We start from the raw sequence: 21174 nt of genomic DNA, 5'->3' as shown, positions 1-21174 counted from the left end.
CCTACCACTTTTTAACTTGTTCAACAATCTCTACAGCTGCTTCTTCAGTTCGCGCCACAATTAAAATTGAGTTATCATCTGCTAAACAGCTAAAAATCATATCCGAAAATGTTTGAGTCAATTGACTTTTAACAAAAATTGTATTCCCAGGAATAACATCTAAGTTGATGAGATTACCCATTCTTTCGAAACTTTCGATATTGTTCTCAGCTAACTGTAAACTTTTAACTACTGACTTTGGTAATTCATAGACATATGTATTGTCTTTCAAAGGAATTTTTACAATCCCTAATTCTTTGATATCACGTGAAACAGTTGCTTGAGTAGCAGAGATGCCTGCTTCTCTCAAGTGTTCAACGATTTCTTCTTGTGTACCGATTTGATAGTCAGTCACAAATCTTCTAATTTTTTCAAGTCTTTCTTTTTTATTCATCTTTAAACTCTCTATGTGCTTTTTCTACTACTTGTTCTATTTCAGAAACTACTTGGTTGCTTGTATGTTCTTCTTTACGTAAATAAGCAAGAAACTCAATATTTCCGTGTCCACCTTGAATAGGAGAGAAATCCAATCCTAAGACTGAGAATCCTTCATCAACTGCCATTTTAGTAACTGATTCTAAAACATTTTGGTGAACTTTGGCATCTCTGATAATACCATTTTTTCCAATTTGTTCTCGCCCTGCTTCAAACTGTGGTTTTATAAGTGCAACAACTTCCCCTTGATTGGCCAATATTCTATGTAGAGCTGGTAAAATGAGACTCAAAGAAATAAAACTCACGTCTATACTTGCAAAACTAGGTTCTTGTTCAAAATCAGTCTTTTCAGCATAACGAAAATTAAACTGTTCCATGCTAACGACACGCTCATCTTGGCGTAATTTCCAGGCTAGCTGATTGGTCCCAACATCAACGGCATAAACCAGTTTTGCACCATTTTGCAGCATGACATCCGTAAAGCCTCCTGTTGAAGCGCCAATATCAATGGTTGTTTTGCCTTCAACTGATATTTCAAATTTTTCTAAAGCCTTCTCAAGTTTCAAGCCACCTCGACTAACATACTTGAGTTTCTCACCCTTGAGTTTTAATTCAGTATCATCAGGAATTTTTTCTCCTGGTTTATCAAAACGCTCACCATTAAGGACTGCAATCACTAATCCAGCCATTACGCCCCGCTTAGCCTGTTCTCTTGTTTCAAATAAACCTTGTTTGTAGGCAAGTACATCTACTCTTTCCTTAGGCATTGATTCTCAAACTTTCTACTATTTTTACAATTGGTTCTTTATCAAAGTCGACTAATTGGCTAATCACGTCTAATTTTTCATTAGCCTGATCCAAAGTTCGGTTACAAAAAACTTTTGCCTCATCCAATCCTAACAAAGCAGGATAGGTTGATTTCTCAGCTTGCAAATCTTTTTGTGGTGTTTTACCAATTTCCTCAAAACTAGCAGTAACATCAAGGATATCATCTCTCACTTGAAAAGCAAGCCCAATCAGCTCTCCAACTGTTTTCAACTGTTTTTGAAGATTTTTATCCAATCCTGCAATAACTCCTGCCGCTTGAAAAGGGAAAGCTAAGAGTTTACCCGTTTTATTAGCATGGATGGTCTGAAGTTCTTCTAGGTTTAAATGTTTACCTTCACCTTCCATATCCAAAACTTGGCCAGCGACCATCCCCATACTTCCAGAAGAAAGGGACAAAGAAGCTATTAAATCTACCTTAATTTCATTTGGCAAGTCTGCTTGCGCTATCAAAGCATAAGGATCTAAAAAGAGGGCATCGCCAGCTAAAATTGCTAGTGCTTCACCAAACTTCTTATGGTTGGTTAAACGCCCACGACGAAAATCATCATCATCCATAGCAGGAAGATCATCATGAATTAAGCTTCCTGTGTGAATCATCTCAAGCGCTGCTGCAACCTGGGCATGAGCTAAGGTGATTGGCACCTGCAAAGACTCCAAAACTTCTAAAAGTAGATAAGGACGAATTCGTTTACCACCTGCATGGATAGAATAGAGAACAGCTTCTCTGAGATTAGCAGCTAATTGCTGGTCTCCATAAAACTCCTCAAGAGCTGACTCAACCAAAGCTAATTTTTCTTGCTTGTTCATAGAAGTTTGCTTTCTGTTCCATCTTCTTGCATGACTTTAACCAAGGTCTTTTCTGCTTTATCAAGTGTTGCTTGCAATTCTTTTGAAAGAACCATTCCTTTTTGAAATGCAGTAATAGCATCTTCTAAAGCAATTTCACCATTTTCTAAACTCTGAACAATAGTCTCAAGCTCTGCTAAATTATCTTCAAATTTCTTCTGTTTTGACATCTTTAACCTCTAATTCTACATGACCATCTCGCATCATCAACATCACCTGGTCATTTTTTTTCAAATCATTTGCTGAAGATACCACGGTATCCTCTTTTTTAACAATCGCATAACCCCTTGCTACGATACGACTCGTATCTAACATGAGTAAAGCTTCTGACAAGCGTTTTACTTCAGCAACCTTGGCATCATAAATCACAGCCATCTGGCTACGCATTAATTTTTGTAACTGTTGAATACGATCTTGGTAGCGCTGAATCTTGACATTTAGCGATAATTGCTCCAAACGGTGAATTTGAGCTTGAACCTTCTGTTGATTTCTAACTAACTCACCATTCAATCCCTGCTTCAGTCGAAGCATTAACTGATCCAAGCGTTGCAGATATCCATCATATAAACGCTCTGGTTGCCTGAAGATGACTGATTGACTAAGCCCTCTCAAGGCTTCTTTTTTCTTTGATAAAGTATTTTGTACAGCAGTAGCCATTCGTTTCTCTTGATTTTTAAGGTAGGTCAGTAGATCTAACTTAGTCACAGGTGTAGCTAACTCTGCTGCAGCAGTTGGTGTTGCTGCTCTCTTGTCGGCAACAAAATCAGCCAAGGTTACATCCGTTTCGTGACCAACACTTGAAATAATCGGTAAACGAGATTCAAAGATAGAACGCACTACAATCTCTTCGTTAAAAGCCCAAAGATCCTCAATTGATCCACCACCACGACCAATGATAAGAACATCCAAGTCTTCTCGTTCATTAGCTCTAGCAATGTTACGGGCAATCTCCTCTGCTGCCCCTTCGCCTTGTACCTTGGTAGGATATAAAACAATCTCAACTCCTGGGAAACGTCTGCTAACGGTAGTAATAATATCCTGTATAACAGCACCACTACGACTAGTTACAACCCCGATACGTTTTGCAAACTGAGGGATTGCTTGTTTAAAGCGTTCTTGAAAAAGGCCTTCTTCTGATAATTTCTTTTTTAATTGTTCGAACTGAATCGCAAGAGCCCCTACGCCATCAGGCTCTGCCTTTTCAATGATGATAGAGTAGCTCCCACTTGGTTCATATACTTGGACACGACCGATAACATTGATCTTCATCCCTTCTTCCAAATCAAAACCTAGTTTCTGATAAATACCTGACCAAATAGTCGCTTGGATTACAGCTCGATCATCTTTTAGAGAAAAATATTGATGAGTTGGACGCTTCCGGAAGTTAGAAACCTGACCAGTTAAATAGACCCTCTCCAAGTATGGGTCTTTATCGAATTTCATTTTCAGATACTTAGTCAAAGTTGTTACCGATAAATACTTTTCCATCTCAACCTCCTTCTTTCTCTAGTTTTTCCTGGGTATTATTATACCAAAAAACCGTTTAAAAATCTCTCATTTCACCTCTAGAATACGAAAACAAGACTGGATTTCTTTGAGCTTGTCTTATAATATACAAAAGCCCTTGGAAAAATCCAAGGGCTTTCATTAGTTCACTGAACTAGATTATTTTTTCAAGTTGTAGAATGATTTCAATCCACGGTATTCAGCTACTTCACCAAGTTGATCTTCGATGCGAAGCAATTGGTTGTATTTAGCGATACGGTCTGTACGTGAAAGTGAACCAGTCTTGATTTGTCCTGCGTTTGTTGCAACTGCGATGTCAGCGATTGTTGAATCTTCAGTTTCACCTGAACGGTGTGATACAACGGCAGTGTAACCAGCTTCTTTCGCCATTTCGATAGCGTCGAATGTTTCAGTAAGAGTACCGATTTGGTTAACTTTGATAAGGATTGAGTTAGCAGCACCTTCTTCGATACCACGTGAAAGGTAGTCAGTGTTTGTTACGAAGAAGTCGTCACCAACCAATTGAACTTTACCACCAAGACGTTCAGTAAGAGCTTTCCAACCGTCCCAGTCGTTTTCGTCCATACCATCTTCGATAGTGATGATTGGGTATTTGTTTACCAATTCTTCAAGGTAGTCGATTTGTTCAGCAGCAGTACGGACAGCAGCTCCTTCACCTTCGAATTTAGTGTAATCGTAAACTTTGCGTTCTTTATCGTAGAATTCTGATGATGCACAGTCAAATCCGATAAATACATCTTTACCTGGAACATAACCAGCAGCTTCGATAGCAGCAAGGATTGTTTCTACACCATCTTCAGTTCCGTCGAAACGAGGAGCAAATCCACCTTCGTCACCTACGGCAGTTTCCAAACCACGTGATTTAAGGATTTTCTTAAGTGCGTGGAAGATTTCAGCACCCCAACGAAGAGCTTCTTTGAATGTAGGTGCACCAGCAGGTACGATCATGAATTCTTGGAAAGCGATTGGAGCATCTGAGTGAGATCCACCATTGATGATGTTCATCATTGGAGTTGGAAGAACTTTAGTGTTGAATCCACCAAGATAGCTGTAAAGTGGGATTTCAAGGTAGTCAGCAGCAGCGCGGGCTACAGCGATAGACACACCAAGGATTGCGTTTGCACCCAATTTACCTTTGTTAGGAGTACCGTCAAGAGCGATCATAGCACGGTCGATAGCTTGTTGGTCACGTACATCGTAGCCGATAATTGCTTCAGCAATGATGTTGTTAACGTTGTCAACAGCTTTTTGTGTACCAAGACCACCGTAACGAGATTTGTCACCGTCGCGAAGTTCAACTGCTTCGTGTTCACCAGTAGAAGCTCCTGATGGAACCATACCACGTCCGAAAGCACCTGATTCAGTGTAAACTTCTACTTCAAGTGTTGGGTTACCGCGTGAGTCTAGGACTTCGCGAGCGTAAACATCAGTAATAATTGACATTTTTTACTCTCCTTTGAGTTAAATTATTTTACACCTCTATGATACATCAAAAAGATACCTTTTTCAAGAAAAAACGTTATCTTTGTGCAAATTTTCCTTAACTTTGTTAAGTAATCGCTTTCTTTTCCGCCTTATCTATAGACTTTTATGATATACTATATTTATGACTGATATATCTAAACAAATATTAGAAAAAGCCAATGGTGGACTTAAGTTAAATCCAGACGAACAAAGACGTTTTCTTGGTACCTTTGAAGAACGTGTTCTTGGCTACGCTGAACTCGCTACTGCGAATGATGTCAAATTTCAAAAGGCATTTTTAACAATTTTAGAGACTTTTAAAAAAGAAACCGAACCTCTATTTGTCAAAATTTCTCCTCAAGTAGTATTTGACAAACAGGTCTATTATTTAAAACAAGCCAAAGATGCTGACTGCCAAGCAACTATCGTTTCTGAAGATCATAACTCTTCTCCTTTCGGACTGGTTATCCATAGCGATGTTCCGGTTCAAACAAGTGAAAAAGACCTCAGAAAGGCCTTTTCAGACTTGTGGCAAGAGAAAGAGACGAAAGTTCCTACTTCTCTCTGGAAAAAATGGTTTGGTTAACTCTATCTCAAAGACATGATTCGTGCGATACTTGCAGCTGTATTTTCTAGATAAACAGCTGCTTTTTTTAGACTGTCTGCTAACGGTTCGCTTTTTTCAAGTATGGAAAAAGCTGCGACTATATTCTCAAATGGTAAGGGTGGTAAATCCTCTGATAAACTACCACAAATAGCAAGAACTGGAACACCATTTGGTGTTCTTTTTGCTACTCCAATTGGCGCCTTTCCAGCTAGACTTTGCGAGTCCAGTCTACCTTCGCCAACGATAACTAGGTCTGCATCAGTAACTTTTTGATCGAAGTTTATCAAATCCAAACAAGTTTGAATACCAGATACAATCTCTGCTCCTGCGAAGGCACACAAGCCAGCGGCAATTCCACCACCTGCTCCTGCACCATCTAATTTTAATATTTTGGGTCCAACTTTACTATAGAGGTCTTTAATAGCAGCATCAACTTCTTTAAATTTAGATGGATCCAATCCCTTTTGTTTCCCAAATGTATAGGTGGCTCCATGAGGTCCACAGAGAGGATTGGACACATCCGCTAAAATTTTGATACGAATATCTGCAGGAACAGATGAGGCTTTATCTTTCGAAATATGACTAATTTCAAACAAGGACTGGCCACAAGCCTCCAGTTCAATTCCATTTTCATCATAAAATTGATATCCGAGTCCAGCAGCAATGCCAATTCCACCATCGTTACTAGCCGTACCACCGACACCAACGTAGATATCTTTGATTCCTTGTTCTATCAAATGGAGAATAAGTTGACCAATTCCCTTTGTTTGAATCTCTAGAGGATTACGTTTATCAAAAGGGATTTTAGCAAGACCTACTAAATTTGCAACTTCAAATAGAGCTAATTCTCTTTTTTGAAAGTAAGACATCAAAACCTCATCACCAAAAGGTCCAGTTACCTGGACTCTTTTTTCTTCCAAACCTAGAGAACTTTTAATGGCGTCTACTGTTCCTTCACCTCCATCACCAACAGGTAAAAGTAGACATTCAGCATCTGGTATCACCCTTTTAAATCCTCTTTTTATAGCTTCTGCTACTTCGTTTGCAGGAAGACTCTCCTTGAAGGAGTCCGGCGCGATAACAACTTTCATTTTGATTCCTCTTTCTATCTAAAGGAAGTCTATCATTTCCAAAACTTTCCCAAAATCTCTCTCATCTACCTGAAAATTTATTTCTTTTTTTACAATATTCTTGGCACAAAAGGCTATTCCAAGTCCTGCACTTTTAAGCATTTTTAAGTCATTAGCTCCATCACCGATTGCAATCGTTCTATCAAATGGCACTTGTAATTCTTTAGCCCACCTTATAAGTCTCTCTTCTTTTACTTCTCTGCTTATAATAGGACCAATTAGATTGCCAGTTAAATGATCATCTTTGATTTCCAGTTGATTAGCAGTAAATAATGAAATCCCTAAATCTTTTGCTAATCTTTCTACAATAGTGGTAAATCCACCTGATACTAAACCGACTTCTATCTGATTTTCTTGAAGAACTTTTATAAACTGGGCAGCATTTTTACTAAGATGAAGCTCATGATAAATCTTATCAAAAACATTGATAGAGAGACCTTTAAGAAGAGAAACACGTCTTTTTAAACTTGCTTCGAAGTCTAATTCTCCTCTCATAGCTTGAGCTGTTAGCAGGGCTACTTCTTCTTCGCACTCTGCCTCTTTCCCTAATAAATCAATAACCTCTTCTTCTATCAGAGTTCCATCAACATCGAGCACACAGAGACCGTTGATTGTTTTCATTTATAATCCTTACTTTATTATCTCAAAAAATCGTATGAAAGCATCATACGATTTTATTTATTTAATTTGCTAAGCTGTGATACAAATCAAGGTAAGACTGACAAGCTGTATCCCAAGAGAAGTCACATTCCATTGCTTGGACTTGCATGTTTTTCCAAACGTCAGGATGGTTATAGTAAACATCCAAAGCAGTTTGAAGAGCCCAGTTAAGCCAGTATGGCGTCAAGTTGTTAAAACTAAATCCTGTACCAGTTCCTTCTATCGGATTGAACGGCTGAACAGTATCTCTCAAACCACCTACCTCATGAACAAGTGGTAAAGTACCATAGCGCATAGCCATCATTTGAGAAAGTCCACAAGGTTCAAAACGACTTGGCATGAGGAAAATATCACAGGATGCATAAATTTCCTGTGCTAGCTTGACATCAAAGGTAATATTGGCAGAAAGTTTATCTGGGAATACTTGACCAAACCATGAGAAGGCTTGTTCAAAACCAGGATCACCTGTACCCAAGAGAACGATTTGAACATCTTCTTGAAGCATACGATGCAAACCTTCAACGACGACATCAAAACCTTTCTGTCTTGTCAAACGCGACACAATACCAATCATTGGAACATCAGGACGAACTGGAAGACCAACTTTCTCCTGAAGTTTAGCTTTATTCTGAGCTTTTCCTGATAGGTCTGATTTATTAAAATGATAATCCAACAAAGGATCCGTTTCTGGATTATAAAGATCCGTATCGATTCCATTTACAATACCAGAAACCTTACCAGACTCCATTCGTAAAATCTGATCCAAGCCACAACCAAACTCTGTTGTCATGATTTCATAAGCATAGCTTGGCGATACAGTAGATACACGATCTGCATAGAGGATACCAGCCTTCATCCAGTTCAGGCAGTCATTCCAACGAACTGTACCATCCGCATAGCGTTCAAATCCAACTCGGAACAAATCCCAAAGCATACCTTCAGAGAATTGGCCTTGGAATTCCAAATTATGGATTGTTAAGACAGTCTTAATGTTTTGATAGGCTTGAATCCATCTGTATTTTTCCTTCAACAAGAAAGGAATCATAGCTGTATGATAATCATGAGCATGAAGAACATCTGGGATAAATCCAATACGCTCCATAGCTTCCAGAGCCGCAAGTTGGAAGAAGGCAAAACGTTCACCATCATCGAAATCACCATACACATGACCACGGAAGAAATAATACTGGTTGTCAATAAAGTAGAAAGTAACACCATTTAGAACAGTCTTCTTAATGCCACAAAATTGTCTACGCCAACCAACGTATACTTCAAATTGAAGAACATCTTCAATTTGATCACCAAACTTGGCTTCCACCATGTCATAGTATGGCAGTATAACAGCAACTTCATGACCAGCTTTAACTAATGATTTTGGAAGAGCCCCGATAACATCTCCCAAGCCACCTGTTTTAGAAAAAGGGGCTCCTTCGGCTGCTACAAATAAAATTTTCATGAAAGAATGTCCTCTGTTACTTTTTCACCTTTTTTGATGACAACAGGATTTTCTGCTGTACCACGAATAACAACTCCATCAGCTACTTCAGCACCCTTATCAATAATTGCATACTCAACTTGAGCACCTTCACCAATGACAACACGAGGGAAAACAATAGATTCTTTAACTAAGCTATCTTTATGAATTTGAACATTACGTGAAACAACTGAACGAACAACCTTACCTTCGACAATACTACCAGAAGCAAACTGCGAAGTATTTACTTCACAACCAGGTGCATAATAAGTTGGTTCTTCGTTTTTCACCTTTGTGTGAATCTTTTGATTTGGAGAGAATAGAGAGTAGAATTTATGCAGATCAAGCATATCAATATTGGCTTGGTAGTATGTTTCTACAGAATGAATATTTGCCAAGTAACCAGTATACTCGTATGCAAAAGCACCTGATTCTACTGCTAAGTCACGTAGAACATAACGTAGTTTTTCTGGGTGTTCTTTCTGAGCTTCTTGTTCCAGACGTTCAATCAACCATTGAGTATCTACAACAAAGATATCCGTTGACATGTTGTAGTATTCTTGTTCAGCTTTTTTATCGAAGAGTTTGTGAGAGAGCACGTGGTCAGTTTCATCAATATCTAGGATAGCATTTACTTCTGAAATATCCTTTTTAGGTAGTTTCTTATAAACAACCGTAATAGGAGATTTTGTAGTATTATGCAAATGGAAAACCTGAGTAAGATCAATATTTACCAAAACGTCACAGTTCAAGGAAACCGTTTGGTTAGATCCAGAACGTTTTAAATAAGTCAAGAGTTGTTGATAATACTCTTTACCAACAGTACTACTTTCCACACGAGTATTGTAGATTCCAAGATAGTAGTGGCTAAGAAGGGTATTCAAGCCCCATTCACGTCCTGAACGAATGTGGTCAAATACAGAGCTGATGTTATCTTGTTGGAAGATTCCAAAGACACTTCGAACACCAGCATTTGCTAAACTTGAGAGTGGGAAGTCAATCAAACGATACTTTCCTCCAAATGGCAAACTTGCCACTGGACGGTTACTTGTCAAGGTTGACATATCATGGAAACCAACGGTATTTCCTAAAATCGCTGAATATTTATCAATCTTCATCTGTTGCTACCCCCACTACTTCGTTATATCCGACTACTTGTACTTCTTCTGTACCATCAATTTCAACACCATCGGCAATAATTGCACCTTCACCGATGATTGCACGTGTAATTTTAGCACCTCTACCGATAACTGCTCCACTCATGATGACAGAATCAACAACTTCTGCTCCCTTACGAACTTGAGCAGCTGTAGAAAGAATGGAATGTTTTACAGTACCATTCACGTAACATCCATCTACTACTAGAGAGTCTTCTACTTGAGCAAATTCTCCAAGGAAGTTTGGTGGAGCGATAAGGTTACGAGAATAAATTTTCCATTGACGATTTCGGCTATCTAGAGCATTTTCTGGAGAGATGTATTCCATATTTGCTTCCCAAAGAGATTCGATTGTACCAACATCCTTCCAGTATCCATTAAATTCATAAGCATAGACACTTTCACCTGTCTCAAGATAATTTGGAATAACATTCTTTCCGAAATCAGACATATCTAGGTTAGCCTTTTCAGCTGCAACTAGCATGTTGCGAAGTCGTTTCCAGTCAAAGATATAAATCCCCATTGATGCCTTGGTTGATTTTGGTTGGGCAGGTTTTTCTTCGAATTCAACAATGCGATTATTAGCATCTGTATTCATGATACCGAAACGACTAGCTTCTTTTAGTGGTACATCCAAGACAGCTACTGTCAAGCTGGCATTGTTATCCTTGTGTGATTGGAGCATATCATCGTAGTCCATCTTGTAGATATGGTCTCCTGAAAGAATCAAAACATACTCAGGATTAATGCTATCGATATAGTCAATATTTTGGTAAATCGCATGACTTGTACCTTCAAACCAACGATTTCCTTCACTTGCAGAGTAAGGTTGAAGGATAGAAACACCTGAATCAATTACATCAAGACCCCAACTAGAACCATTACCTATGTGGCTGTTGAGAGCTAGTGGTTGATACTGTGTAATAACCCCAACATTATGGATACCAGAGTTGGCACAGTTAGAAAGAGCAAAGTCAATGATACGATAGCGCCCACCAAATTGCACAGCAGGTTTTGCAATGCTTTGAGTGAGTTTACCGAGACGAGTTCCTTGCCCACCGGCAAGGATTAAAGCTAGCATTTCATTCTTCATTTTCTACTCCTTTTTGAGATTTATTTGATTCTTTTTTAGCGGGTTTCAAGCGACGTTTGATTTTCCAGATACTTGCCCCCAAAGCTGGCAAGGTAAAAGTCAAAGTCTGCTCATAATCCTTCCATAACCCTTCTTGAGTTTGAACAGTTTGGTTGTGTTCTTTCCAAACACCTCCCCATTGTTCCAACTCTGTATTCCAAATTTCTTCATACACACCTGCAACTGGCAGTCCAATTGTGAAATCAGGTCGTTCGACTGGTGCCATATTAAAGACACAGACTAGCATCTCGCCTTTCTTTCCTTTACGAATAAAGGAAAGAACACTCTGATCTCTATTATCTGCATCGATAATTTCAATTCCATCATAGCTTGTATCAATTTCCCAAAGACAACGGTGGTCCTTATAAAGTTGATTCAACTGAGATGTGAAGGATTTCATCTTGGCATTCATTGGATCTTCAAGGTTTGACCATTCTAATTGCTCTTCTGATTTCCACTCTAAGAATTGACCGAATTCGCTACCCATAAAGAGTAATTTCTTACCAGGGTGACAAATTTGATAAGTATAAAGATTTCTAAGGCCTGCAAATTGATTATAACGATCCCCCCACATCTTATGCATCATACTCTTCTTACCATGTACAACCTCATCATGTGAGAATGGTAGGAGATAATTTTCATTAAAGACATACATAAAACTGAAGGTTACTAGGTTAAAATCATACTTGCGGTAAATTGGATCTTCTTCGTAGAAACGTAAGATATCATTCATCCAGCCCATGTTCCACTTGTAGTCAAATCCAAGACCACCTATCTCTTTCGGACCTGTTATTTTAGTTGCCGAAGAGCTTTCTTCTGCAATCATCATGACATCAGGGTGAGCTAGCTTAATAACAGTATTTAAACGCTGAAGGAAATAATAGCCTTCGTAGTTAAGATTTCCACCGTCTTTATTTGGTGTCCAAGGTGCATTATCATAATCAAGATAAAGGATATTACTTACGGCATCAACACGGATACCATCTAAATGATAAAAATCAATCCAGAACTTAATGCTAGAAATTAGGAAAGACTGTACTTCGTTTTTCCCTAAGTCGAAGTTTAATGCCCCCCAACCATAGTTATGAGCTTTGTTATGGTCTTGATATTCAAAAGTCGGAGTTCCATCATAGTAGGCTAAGGCATCGTCATTGATTGTGAAGTGACCTGGAACCCAGTCCACGATAACACCGATATTGTTTAAGTGACACTCCTCAACAAAGTCTTGAAACTCTTCTGGTCTTCCGTAAGAATGTTCTAAACCGAAATATCCCATCAGTTGATAGCCCCAACTCAAACCTAGCGGGTGAGCCATCAAAGGCATAAACTCAATATGAGTGTAGTTCATTTCAACTAAGTAAGGGATCAACTCTTCTTTTAATTGAGCAAAACTATATGGAGTTCCATCTGGATTTCGTTTCCACGAACCAGCGTGTGCTTCGTAAATATTAACTGGCCTTTCGAAGAATCCCAAACGTTTTCTACGAGCTAACCAAAGTCCATCCTTCCATTTCTTTTCTGGAATTTCTGTTAACACTGCCCCTGTTCCTGGACGTGCTTCATACCGAACAGCTAAAGGATCAATCTTCATAAGCTGATGACCATTAGCCCGTGTGATATGATATTTATAAATCTGACCTTCTTGGGCAAAAGTTGTAAAAACTTCCCAAACTCCAGATTCGTTTCGAACCATAGGGATTTGATTTTCAACCCAATTCGTGAAATCACCGACTAGATGAACAGCCTGCGCATTTGGAGCCCAAACACGGAATGTGTAACCCCATTCCCCGTCTTTCTCCTCACGATGTGCGCCCAAATAGTGCTGAAGATGGAAATTTTCGCCTGTTGTAAAAGTTCTTAAAGCTTCTAATGTATCCATAAATCCCCCTTTATATTGTAAGCGTTTTCTATATTTCTATTATACTATCTTTTAAGAAAACTTTCAACCAATTTCCGAATTATCATAAATATTTTTTAGAAAATCTTCAAGTAATTATCTTGACATTTCTTAAATTTTCAGTATTTATTGATATTCTACCTTGATATCAGTTTTTGTAGCATTAAATCACTTACAATATTTTTTTCAATGCTAATTTTGCAAAACAGATACTTTAAAAACTTAACATTATTTTCATGAATAAAACTTTTTGTTCGGATAAAGTATCTTAAGTACAATTTTATCAAATTTTCTGAAATTTTCAACTATTTTTAGTAATATTCCCATATTTTTTATTAGGACAAATTTATATATAAAAAAACTCAAGATTAATCTTGAGTTTTATTTTTTTTAAACTAAAACATTCATAACTGCAACGCTCACATTATCAAGAGTATTTTCTTGGTTTGAACGACTATTTGTAACCAACATTTCTAGATTTCCAGCATTTTCATAATAGAAAGATGCACCTTTGGCATTAAATACAACCAAGAAATGTTCTTTAGTTCCCTGAATCTCATAGACAATCCAGCCACTATTTTCAATAGCTGTGTGAACAAAGACGTGACGGTATACTTCCTCGTATGTAGGGTATGAAAAGGCACTAGTCTTTGTTTTAAGACCTATAATCTGACGAATAAATTCAATGCTTTCTTGACGTTCATTGATTAAGTCCCAGTCTACCTGGTTAACAGCGTCTGGAGCATTGTAACTGTTCATAGCACGTTCGCGATCATCATGAGTCAACTCACCGTTTTCACCTGTAGCAACCAGTTTGGTACGTCCAAACTCTTGACCAAGTTCCATAAAGGAGATGCCTTGCATGAGTAGATTCATTGCAGTTGCTGTTTCTACCTTTTTCATGATACTTGCTTGGTCTTCTGTTGGATGAAGTGTCGCTAATAAATCATGCAAGTTATAGTTATCATGGGCTTCTACATAGTTGACAACCTGGTTAGGGCTTAGATAAGAGCCTAGTTCACGACTACCAAGGATAGCTTTGGCAACAATTGGTTCAGTGGCAGCACCACTTACGAAGCCTGATTTGATATCACCGTAAACTTCAGCACCCTTAATCGCATTACGTTGATCATCATTGAAAAATCCAATATTAGGTAATTGATAGGCATTGTCTTTCTTAGCCTTATCATAAGGAGCAAGACCAGTTCCCATATCCCACCCTTCTCCATAAAGGATGATTTTAGGATCGACTTCATCCAAAGCCCAACGAATCATCTGCATCGTTTTAACATCATGAATTCCCATCAAGTCAAAGCGGAAACCATCAATATTAAACTCATTCACCCAATAAAGCAGTGAATCAATCATATACTTACGGAACATTTCGTGTTCACTAGCAGTCTCGTTTCCTACACCAGTACCATTTTGATAACTTCCATCGCGGTTCATTCGGTAATAATAGTCTGGAACGGTTGTTTGGAATGGGGCATCAACAGTTGAAAACGTATGGTTGTATACCACATCCATGATAACGCCGATTCCAGCATCATGATAAGCTTGAATCATCGTCTTCAAATCGCGGATAACTTGACCTGGATCGTTTGGATTTGTAGACATGCTAGTTTCTGGTGCATTGTAGTTCTGTGGGTCATAGCCCCAGTTATAGGTCACATTTCCATCTGCATCATACTCTTTGTGACGATCAGCAATTGGTTGCAGTTGAACATAGTTAACACCAAGTTCCTTGATATAGTCAAATGCAGTAGACTGACCGAAGTGATTGACTGTTCCAGTCTGGGCAGCACCTAAGAATGTTCCTCTTAATTCTGGAGCAACACCAGAAGTTTCAGACTTAGTCAAGTCACGAATGTGCATTTCGTAAACAACCGCTTTACAAGAATTTTCCAATCGCCAAGTAGCTTCCGTTCCATTCTTAACTTCAAAACCTTCAACTTGACGTTCTTTTTCTGAAAGAATCGCTGAACGTTTGCCATCTGGACTTGTCGCAATGGTATATGGATCACGTGTCAATGATTGATGATGTGGAAAATTAATCTGATATTGATAGGCACGACCAGCAAGACTTTCAGGAACTGTCAAATTCCAAACGCCAATTGTATTATCCTTGTGACTATATGAATAACTGTTACCACGTTGCATTTCATAAGTCTTTAGGATAGCCGCATCATTACTTGCTGATTCATAAACTACAACTTGTACAGTTGTTGCTGTTGGTGACCAAAGTTTAAAGCTTGTTTCTTCTTCGGAAACCTGGCATCCCAACTCTCCTTGGTAACCCCAGTGGTGATCAAAACTAGCACTGTTAATCGCTTTATCAAAAGCAAATGGATTTTGATCTTTATAGTGTGGACTTGCAATGGCTGGGTTTTCAGAATAATAAACGGTGGCATCTCCATCTAAAATCCAAACTTCTGTTAAGAGTGGATAATGATTGAATCGGATAGGATATTCTTTGCTTACTCCATCTTTATCAACTGTAAACACCATTTGTTCAAGAGGTGTTTCACTTGATTGGGTAAATGAAAATTTATCTCCAAAGTATTCTTGCTCTTTAACAAACTCTACTGAATCAGCTGGCCATTTACTAAAGTTGCAACTCTGATATGCTTCATCCTTACGATGATAATGAATAAGTACAGGATAATTGTACATGTTTTTCCCTAATTTCTAATTATTAATTTATATAGTAACATTTCTTGATTCACTTATTTGGATAGAAGCAAGAAATGATAGATGATTATTCTAGACTGTGTATTCCTTACAAACTCTCCAACCAAGCTTCATCTCGAATCTCAATTCCAAGTTCTTGTGCTTTTTGGAGTTTGCTTCCTGCATCTGCTCCAGCTACCACAAGGTCAGTCTTCTTCGATACGCTACCCGTTACCTTGGCACCAAGATTTTCGAGCTTACTTTTGGCTTCCGAGCGAGTAAGACGTTCAAGTTTCCCTGTCAATACGACAGTTAGACCTGATAAGGCAGCATCTGCTGCAACGACCTGTCCTTTATAATCTAGATTAACACCTAATTCTTTCAATTCACTTAAAAGAATTTTTGCACCCTCAGTCTCAAAATAAGATTGGAGACTTTGAGCAATGACATTTCCCAAACTTTCGATGCTTGCTACTTCTTCAGGATTTGCTTGTGCAAGTGATTCGATTGAATGGAAATGTTGTAAGAGTAACTGACTTGCCTTGCTTCCAACATGACGAATCCCTAAACCAAACAAAAGTTTTTCAGCAGAATTTTCTTTAGAAGCTTGAATAGCCTGGTAAAGTTTTTGAGCTGATTTCTCCTTGATGCCGTCTAACAAGAGAAAATCTTCCACAGTTAAGCGATAAATATCCGCAACATCTTTAACTAAATTGGCGGCAAATAATTTTTCTACGATTGATGGACCAAGGCCAGAAATATTCATGGCGTCACGGGATGCGAAGTGAATTAGACCTTCCTTGATTTGAGCTGGACAACGTGGGTTTATACAACGAAGAGCCACCTCATCTTCAAAGTGTAACAGCTTGCTCTCACAACTTGGACAGTTTGTTGGAATATCTAGTTTCTCCTCAGACACTCGCTTAGACTCAACCACTCGTAAAACAGCGGGAATAATATCGCCTGCCTTGTAGACAATGACTGTATCATCCTTGCGGATATCCTTTTCAGCGATATAGTCTACATTATGCAGGGTTGCACGACTAACTGTTGTACCTGCCAATTGCACCGGGGTAAGATTAGCAGTCGGAGTTACAACTCCCGTACGACCAACTGTCCAGTCAACCGAAAGAAGTTTCGCTTCTTTTTCTTCTGCAGGGAACTTATAAGCGACTGCCCATTTTGGTGCTTTGACTGTAAATCCAAGCTGCTCTTGACCAGCTAGATCATTGACCTTAATCACGACACCGTCGATATCATATGGCAATTGGTCTCTTTCTTGACCTACTTCTTGGATAAATTCCCAAACTTCGTCCATGCTGTGGGCTAATAGTCGTCTAGGGTTAACCACAAAGCCCAACTGTTCCAGATGATTTAAAACCTTCTCTTGGCTGTCTCTAGTTGAAGGACTTGCTTCCTGATAGAGGAAAGTTGCAAGATTACGCTTAGCTACTATTCCTGTGTCTAACTGGCGAAGGGTTCCTGCAGCAGCATTTCGTGGATTAGCAAACTCCGGCTCCCCGTTTTCTTGACGAGCAAGATTGACTTGATTGAAAGAAGCTCTTGGCATATAACATTCACCACGAACAGTGATATCTAATTTCTCTGGTAAGGATAAAGGAATGTCCTTGACACGTTTGAGATTTTCTGTGATATTCTCACCGACTGAACCATCACCACGAGTAGCTCCAGCAACAAAAATTCCTTGCTCATAAGTCAAGGAAATCGATAAACCATCAATTTTCAACTCACAGATATAAGTAACATCATCCAATTCTTTACGAACACGCGCATCAAAGGCATCGAGTTCTTCACGTGAAAAAGCATCCTGCAAACTATAGAGAGGATACTGATGGCTATATTTTTCAAATCCATCTAGAATCTTACCGCCAACACGGTGGGTTGGACTATCTGGCAAGACTTGCTCTGGATGAGCTTTTTCTAACTCTACCAATTCACGATAAAGACGATCATATTCACTATCAGATACAGATGGATTATCACTTGTATAATACTCTGTCGCATAGCGATTGAGCAACTCAACGAGCTCTTTCATTCTTTCATTCATAGAACCATTTTACCATAAAAAGGACCATAGAAACAATACTCAAGCTCTAAAAAACAAAATGAGAAGGATATTTCTATCCTTCTCACTTATTTTTATTTTTTCCGATTCAAAATAGCGTTTAAAATGATGGCCACTGTACTTGCAATGACGATACCATTTGAGAAGAACATCTGTAATTCTGTTGGTATAGTATTGAAGAGGTTGCTTCCGTTTAATCCAACCCCAGCAGCAATAGAAACTGCTGCAATGAGAAAATTGTGTTCATTATGTTCGAAGTCCACACGAGACAAGATTTGCATCCCTTGAAGTGAAACGAAACCGAACATGACGAGCATGGCTCCACCTAGAACAGGGCTAGGGATAATCTGTGCCAAGGCACCAAACTTAGGCAAGAGACCAAGTAAGATAAGAAAACCTGCAGCATAGTAGATCGGCAAACGTGTACGAATACCTGAAAGTTTCACCAAACCAACGTTTTGAGAAAAACCTGTATAAGGGAAGGTATTGAAAAGTCCACCAAGTAAAACAGCAAGACCTTCAGCACGATAACCATTACGGAGACGAGTGCTATCAATTGGATCTTTAGTAATATCAGAAAGGGCAAGATATACACCAGTTGATTCTACCATTGATACAGTAGCGATAATACACATCATTACAATAGAAGAAATCTCAAATTGTGGAGCACCAAAGTAGAATGGAGTTGGGATATGAACAAGTGGAGCTTCTGCTACTGGAGAGAAATCAACCAAGCCCATAGTCGCAGCGATGATAGTACCTGCAATCAAACCAATCAAAATAGAAATTGACTTAATGAATCCTTTTGTAAAGATATTGACCAAAAGAATGATGAGAATAGTGATTGTTGCTAATGCCAAACTTTGTCCCGTTGGTTTTTCGACGTTATTTCCCATATTTCCGATAGCTACAGGAATCAAAGTTAAACCAATTGTTGTAATGACAGAACCTGTTACGATTGAAGGGAAAAGATTGGCAACCTTAGAAAATACGCCAGCTACAAGAACGACATAAATACCAGAAGCAATCAAGGCACCAAACATAGCACCACTACCGTGACTTTGTCCAATCATAATAAGTGGAGCAACAGACTGGAAGGCTACCCCAAGAACAATAGGTAAACCAACACCAAAATATTTATTAAGTTGCAATTGTAAGAGAGTTGCGACCCCACACATAAAGATATCTGTAGAGATAAGGTATGTCAGTTGTTGAGGTGAGTAACCTAGGGCACCTGCAATCATGATTGGTACCAGGATTGAACCTGAGTACATAGCAAGTAAGTGTTGCAAGCCCAATACGGCTGCTTTTGAGTGATTTTCTTTTTGATTCATTAGATGTCTGCCTCCTTGAAGATAACTCTTCCATTTTCAAAACGCTCTAAACGAGCAAGTGATACGACCTGATGACCTGATTTTTCTAACAGTTCACGACCATCTTGGAAAGATTTTTCAATCACAATCCCGACGGCCTCGACTGTAGCACCAGCTTGTTCGATAATCTGAATCAAACCTTTAGCTGCTTGACCATTAGCCAAGAAATCATCAATAATTAATACTTTATCTCCAGGAGATAAGAACTTCCCTGCAATGGATACGGTACTAGTAACTTGTTTAGTGAAAGAAAATACTTCTGCAGTTAAAATTCCTTCATTCATGGTAATATTTTTTGCCTTCTTAGCAAAAATCATAGGTACATCTAATTGTTCTGCAACATATAGAGCTGGAGCGATTCCTGATGCTTCAATGGTTACGACTTTGGTAATACCTGCATTTTTAAAATATTCTGCAAAGGTGCGACCAATCTCGCGCATTAAGGAAAAATCCACTTGGTGAGTCAAGAAAGAATCCACCTTAAGAATATTCTCACCTAGAATATTCCCATCTTTTAAAATACGTTCCTCTAGTAATTTCACAATAACCTCCGAAATAAAAAGGGACTTACATAGTAAGCCCCTTAGAAAGATTGAAACAGATATCCCTGATTCTTTTATCTCTCTTCGACTTACTCATTGTTAGGTATTTACGGTACCTTGTAGAAACGCCACGCCAATTCGCGACATAAATAAGTAATCATATTTTTAGTGAGCATCTCCATTCCAGATAGAGTTCTTCACAATCACATAATCTACATGTCTAAGATCAGCTACCTTTCGACCTCCAGCATAAGAAATCGAACTTTGCAAATCTTGTTCCATCTCAGTTAGGGTATCTTGTAAGTGTCCTTTGGCAGGAAGAAGAATTTTCTTGCCTTCGACATTCTTATAGGCACCTTTTTGGTATTCTGAAGCAGAACCATAGTATTCTTTAAATTGTTTACCATCGACTTCGACAGTTTTACCAGGGCTTTCGATATGGCCTGCAAATAAAGAACCAATCATAACCATACTTGCACCAAAGCGGATTGACTTGGCAATATCTCCGTGTGTACGGATACCACCATCAGCAATAATCGGTTTACGCGCAGCTTTCGCACACCAGCGAAGGGCAGCTAACTGCCAACCACCAGTACCAAAACCAGTTTTAACCTTAGTAATACATACTTTACCTGGACCGATCCCGACCTTAGTAGCGTCTGCTCCAGCATTTTCAAGTTCACGAACTGCCTCGGGAGTACCAACGTTACCAGCGATGACAAAGGTATCTGGCAATTCTTTCTTAATGTGCTGAATCATTGAAATCACACTGTCGGCATGTCCATGAGCGATATCAATAGTGATATACTCTGGGGCATCTTCCTTTAATTGACTAACAAAGTCATACTCATAATCCTTAACACCAACAGAGATAGAAGCAATCAACCCTTTTTCATGCATGCGTTTTACAAAAGGAATGCGTCCAGCTTCATCGAAGCGATGCATGATATAGAAATAACCACCTTTTGCAAGTTGTTCTGCAACATCTTCATCCAAGATAGTTTGCATATTTGAAGGAACAACTGGTAATTTAAAGGTGTACTTCCCTAGTGTCACCTGTGTGTCAGCTTCTGCACGACTTTTAAGAACACACTTATTAGGAATTAGCTGAATATCTTCATAGTCAAAAATCGGAAATTCGTTTAACATTTCGATGTCTCGTTTCTTTTATAATGACCTACCTATGCTTTCGCATCACTACGTCTTTTCCGACGTTTCCTTTAAAGATTATAAACTAAGGTAAAGTTTTTGTCAAACATTTTGAAACATTAAAATTATTATGTTCGGATTTTACTCGTTATTTCACA

General features: G+C 38.7%; 18 protein-coding genes and 1 riboswitch. Of the genes, 1 reads left to right on the top strand and 17 read right to left on the bottom strand.

Annotated elements, in window-relative coordinates; translation table 11 throughout:
- Window position 1: 1 nt before the first annotated feature.
- From LG369_RS03675 to eno, 6 genes are all read right to left on the bottom strand, one after another.
- Window positions 2–433, bottom strand: a complete 432-nt coding sequence (locus LG369_RS03675) for an arginine repressor (RefSeq protein ID WP_004253525.1) — start codon at window positions 431–433, stop codon at window positions 2–4.
- Window positions 426–1241 (bottom strand): TlyA family RNA methyltransferase, encoded by an 816-nt coding sequence (locus LG369_RS03670; RefSeq protein WP_225750278.1) that lies wholly within the window; start codon window positions 1239–1241, stop codon window positions 426–428. The genes LG369_RS03675 and LG369_RS03670 overlap by 8 nt, the downstream gene beginning before the upstream one ends.
- Entirely contained in the window at window positions 1234–2109 is an 876-nt protein-coding gene (locus LG369_RS03665) for a polyprenyl synthetase family protein (protein WP_225750277.1), read from the bottom strand. The genes LG369_RS03670 and LG369_RS03665 overlap by 8 nt, the downstream gene beginning before the upstream one ends.
- A complete protein-coding gene (locus LG369_RS03660; protein WP_225750276.1) occupies window positions 2106–2318 on the bottom strand; it encodes an exodeoxyribonuclease VII small subunit in 213 nt (70 codons plus the stop codon). The genes LG369_RS03665 and LG369_RS03660 overlap by 4 nt, the downstream gene beginning before the upstream one ends.
- Window positions 2296–3636 carry an exodeoxyribonuclease VII large subunit gene (gene xseA, locus LG369_RS03655; RefSeq protein WP_225750275.1) on the bottom strand — a complete coding sequence of 447 codons (1341 nt, stop codon included), beginning with the start codon at window positions 3634–3636 and terminating at the stop codon, window positions 2296–2298. Before xseA ends, LG369_RS03660 begins: the two co-directional genes overlap by 23 nt.
- 177 nt (window positions 3637–3813) lie before the next feature.
- A complete protein-coding gene (gene eno, locus LG369_RS03650) occupies window positions 3814–5118 on the bottom strand; it encodes a surface-displayed alpha-enolase (protein WP_225750274.1) in 1305 nt (434 codons plus the stop codon).
- A 163-nt stretch (window positions 5119–5281) separates the two neighbouring features.
- Here eno and LG369_RS03645 point away from each other — a divergent pair, with 163 nt between their 5' ends.
- Entirely contained in the window at window positions 5282–5725 is a 444-nt protein-coding gene (locus LG369_RS03645) for a DUF1694 domain-containing protein (protein WP_049496428.1), read from the top strand.
- Window positions 5726–5727: 2 nt separating this feature from the next.
- On the opposite strand, the gene LG369_RS03640 is transcribed toward LG369_RS03645, so the two are convergent.
- From LG369_RS03640 to guaC, 11 genes are all read right to left on the bottom strand, one after another.
- Entirely contained in the window at window positions 5728–6837 is a 1110-nt protein-coding gene (locus tag LG369_RS03640) for a glycerate kinase (RefSeq protein WP_225750273.1), read from the bottom strand.
- Window positions 6838–6855: 18 nt separating this feature from the next.
- A complete protein-coding gene (gene serB, locus LG369_RS03635) occupies window positions 6856–7497 on the bottom strand; it encodes a phosphoserine phosphatase SerB (protein ID WP_225750272.1) in 642 nt (213 codons plus the stop codon).
- 61 nt (window positions 7498–7558) lie between these two features.
- Window positions 7559–8992: a glycogen synthase GlgA gene (gene glgA, locus LG369_RS03630; protein ID WP_225750271.1), complete on the bottom strand. Its 1434-nt coding sequence runs from the start codon at window positions 8990–8992 to the stop codon at window positions 7559–7561.
- A complete protein-coding gene (glgD, locus tag LG369_RS03625) occupies window positions 8989–10128 on the bottom strand; it encodes a glucose-1-phosphate adenylyltransferase subunit GlgD (RefSeq protein ID WP_225750270.1) in 1140 nt (379 codons plus the stop codon). The genes glgA and glgD overlap by 4 nt, the downstream gene beginning before the upstream one ends.
- The gene (locus tag LG369_RS03620) at window positions 10118–11260 is read right to left on the bottom strand and encodes a glucose-1-phosphate adenylyltransferase (RefSeq protein ID WP_074324142.1); all 1143 of its coding nucleotides are present in this window, start codon (window positions 11258–11260) and stop codon (window positions 10118–10120) included. The genes glgD and LG369_RS03620 overlap by 11 nt, the downstream gene beginning before the upstream one ends.
- Complete coding sequence (gene glgB, locus LG369_RS03615) at window positions 11250–13178, bottom strand: 1,4-alpha-glucan branching protein GlgB (RefSeq protein ID WP_225750269.1); 1929 nt, start codon at window positions 13176–13178, stop codon at window positions 11250–11252. Before glgB ends, LG369_RS03620 begins: the two co-directional genes overlap by 11 nt.
- A gap of 408 nt (window positions 13179–13586) precedes the next feature.
- Entirely contained in the window at window positions 13587–15869 is a 2283-nt protein-coding gene (gene pulA / locus LG369_RS03610) for a type I pullulanase (RefSeq protein ID WP_225750268.1), read from the bottom strand.
- A gap of 106 nt (window positions 15870–15975) precedes the next feature.
- Window positions 15976–17934, bottom strand: coding sequence for an NAD-dependent DNA ligase LigA (gene ligA, locus LG369_RS03605; protein WP_225750267.1), 1959 nt, complete (start codon window positions 17932–17934; stop codon window positions 15976–15978).
- A 92-nt stretch (window positions 17935–18026) separates the two neighbouring features.
- Window positions 18027–19286, bottom strand: a complete 1260-nt coding sequence (locus LG369_RS03600) for a nucleobase:cation symporter-2 family protein (RefSeq protein WP_225750266.1) — start codon at window positions 19284–19286, stop codon at window positions 18027–18029.
- Window positions 19286–19867 carry a xanthine phosphoribosyltransferase gene (locus LG369_RS03595; protein WP_225750265.1) on the bottom strand — a complete coding sequence of 194 codons (582 nt, stop codon included), beginning with the start codon at window positions 19865–19867 and terminating at the stop codon, window positions 19286–19288. The genes LG369_RS03600 and LG369_RS03595 overlap by 1 nt, the downstream gene beginning before the upstream one ends.
- 76 nt (window positions 19868–19943) lie before the next feature.
- A riboswitch (purine riboswitch) is annotated at window positions 19944–20040 on the bottom strand.
- Window positions 20033–21016 carry a GMP reductase gene (gene guaC, locus LG369_RS03590; RefSeq protein ID WP_225750264.1) on the bottom strand — a complete coding sequence of 328 codons (984 nt, stop codon included), beginning with the start codon at window positions 21014–21016 and terminating at the stop codon, window positions 20033–20035. (Overlaps the previous riboswitch by 8 nt.)
- Window positions 21017–21174: the final 158 nt, after the last annotated feature.

The organism is Streptococcus sp. Marseille-Q4154, assembly GCF_916700545.1.
GTDB classification, from domain to species: domain Bacteria; phylum Bacillota; class Bacilli; order Lactobacillales; family Streptococcaceae; genus Streptococcus; species Streptococcus infantis_I.
This window is presented reverse-complemented; position numbering and strand designations above follow the sequence as displayed.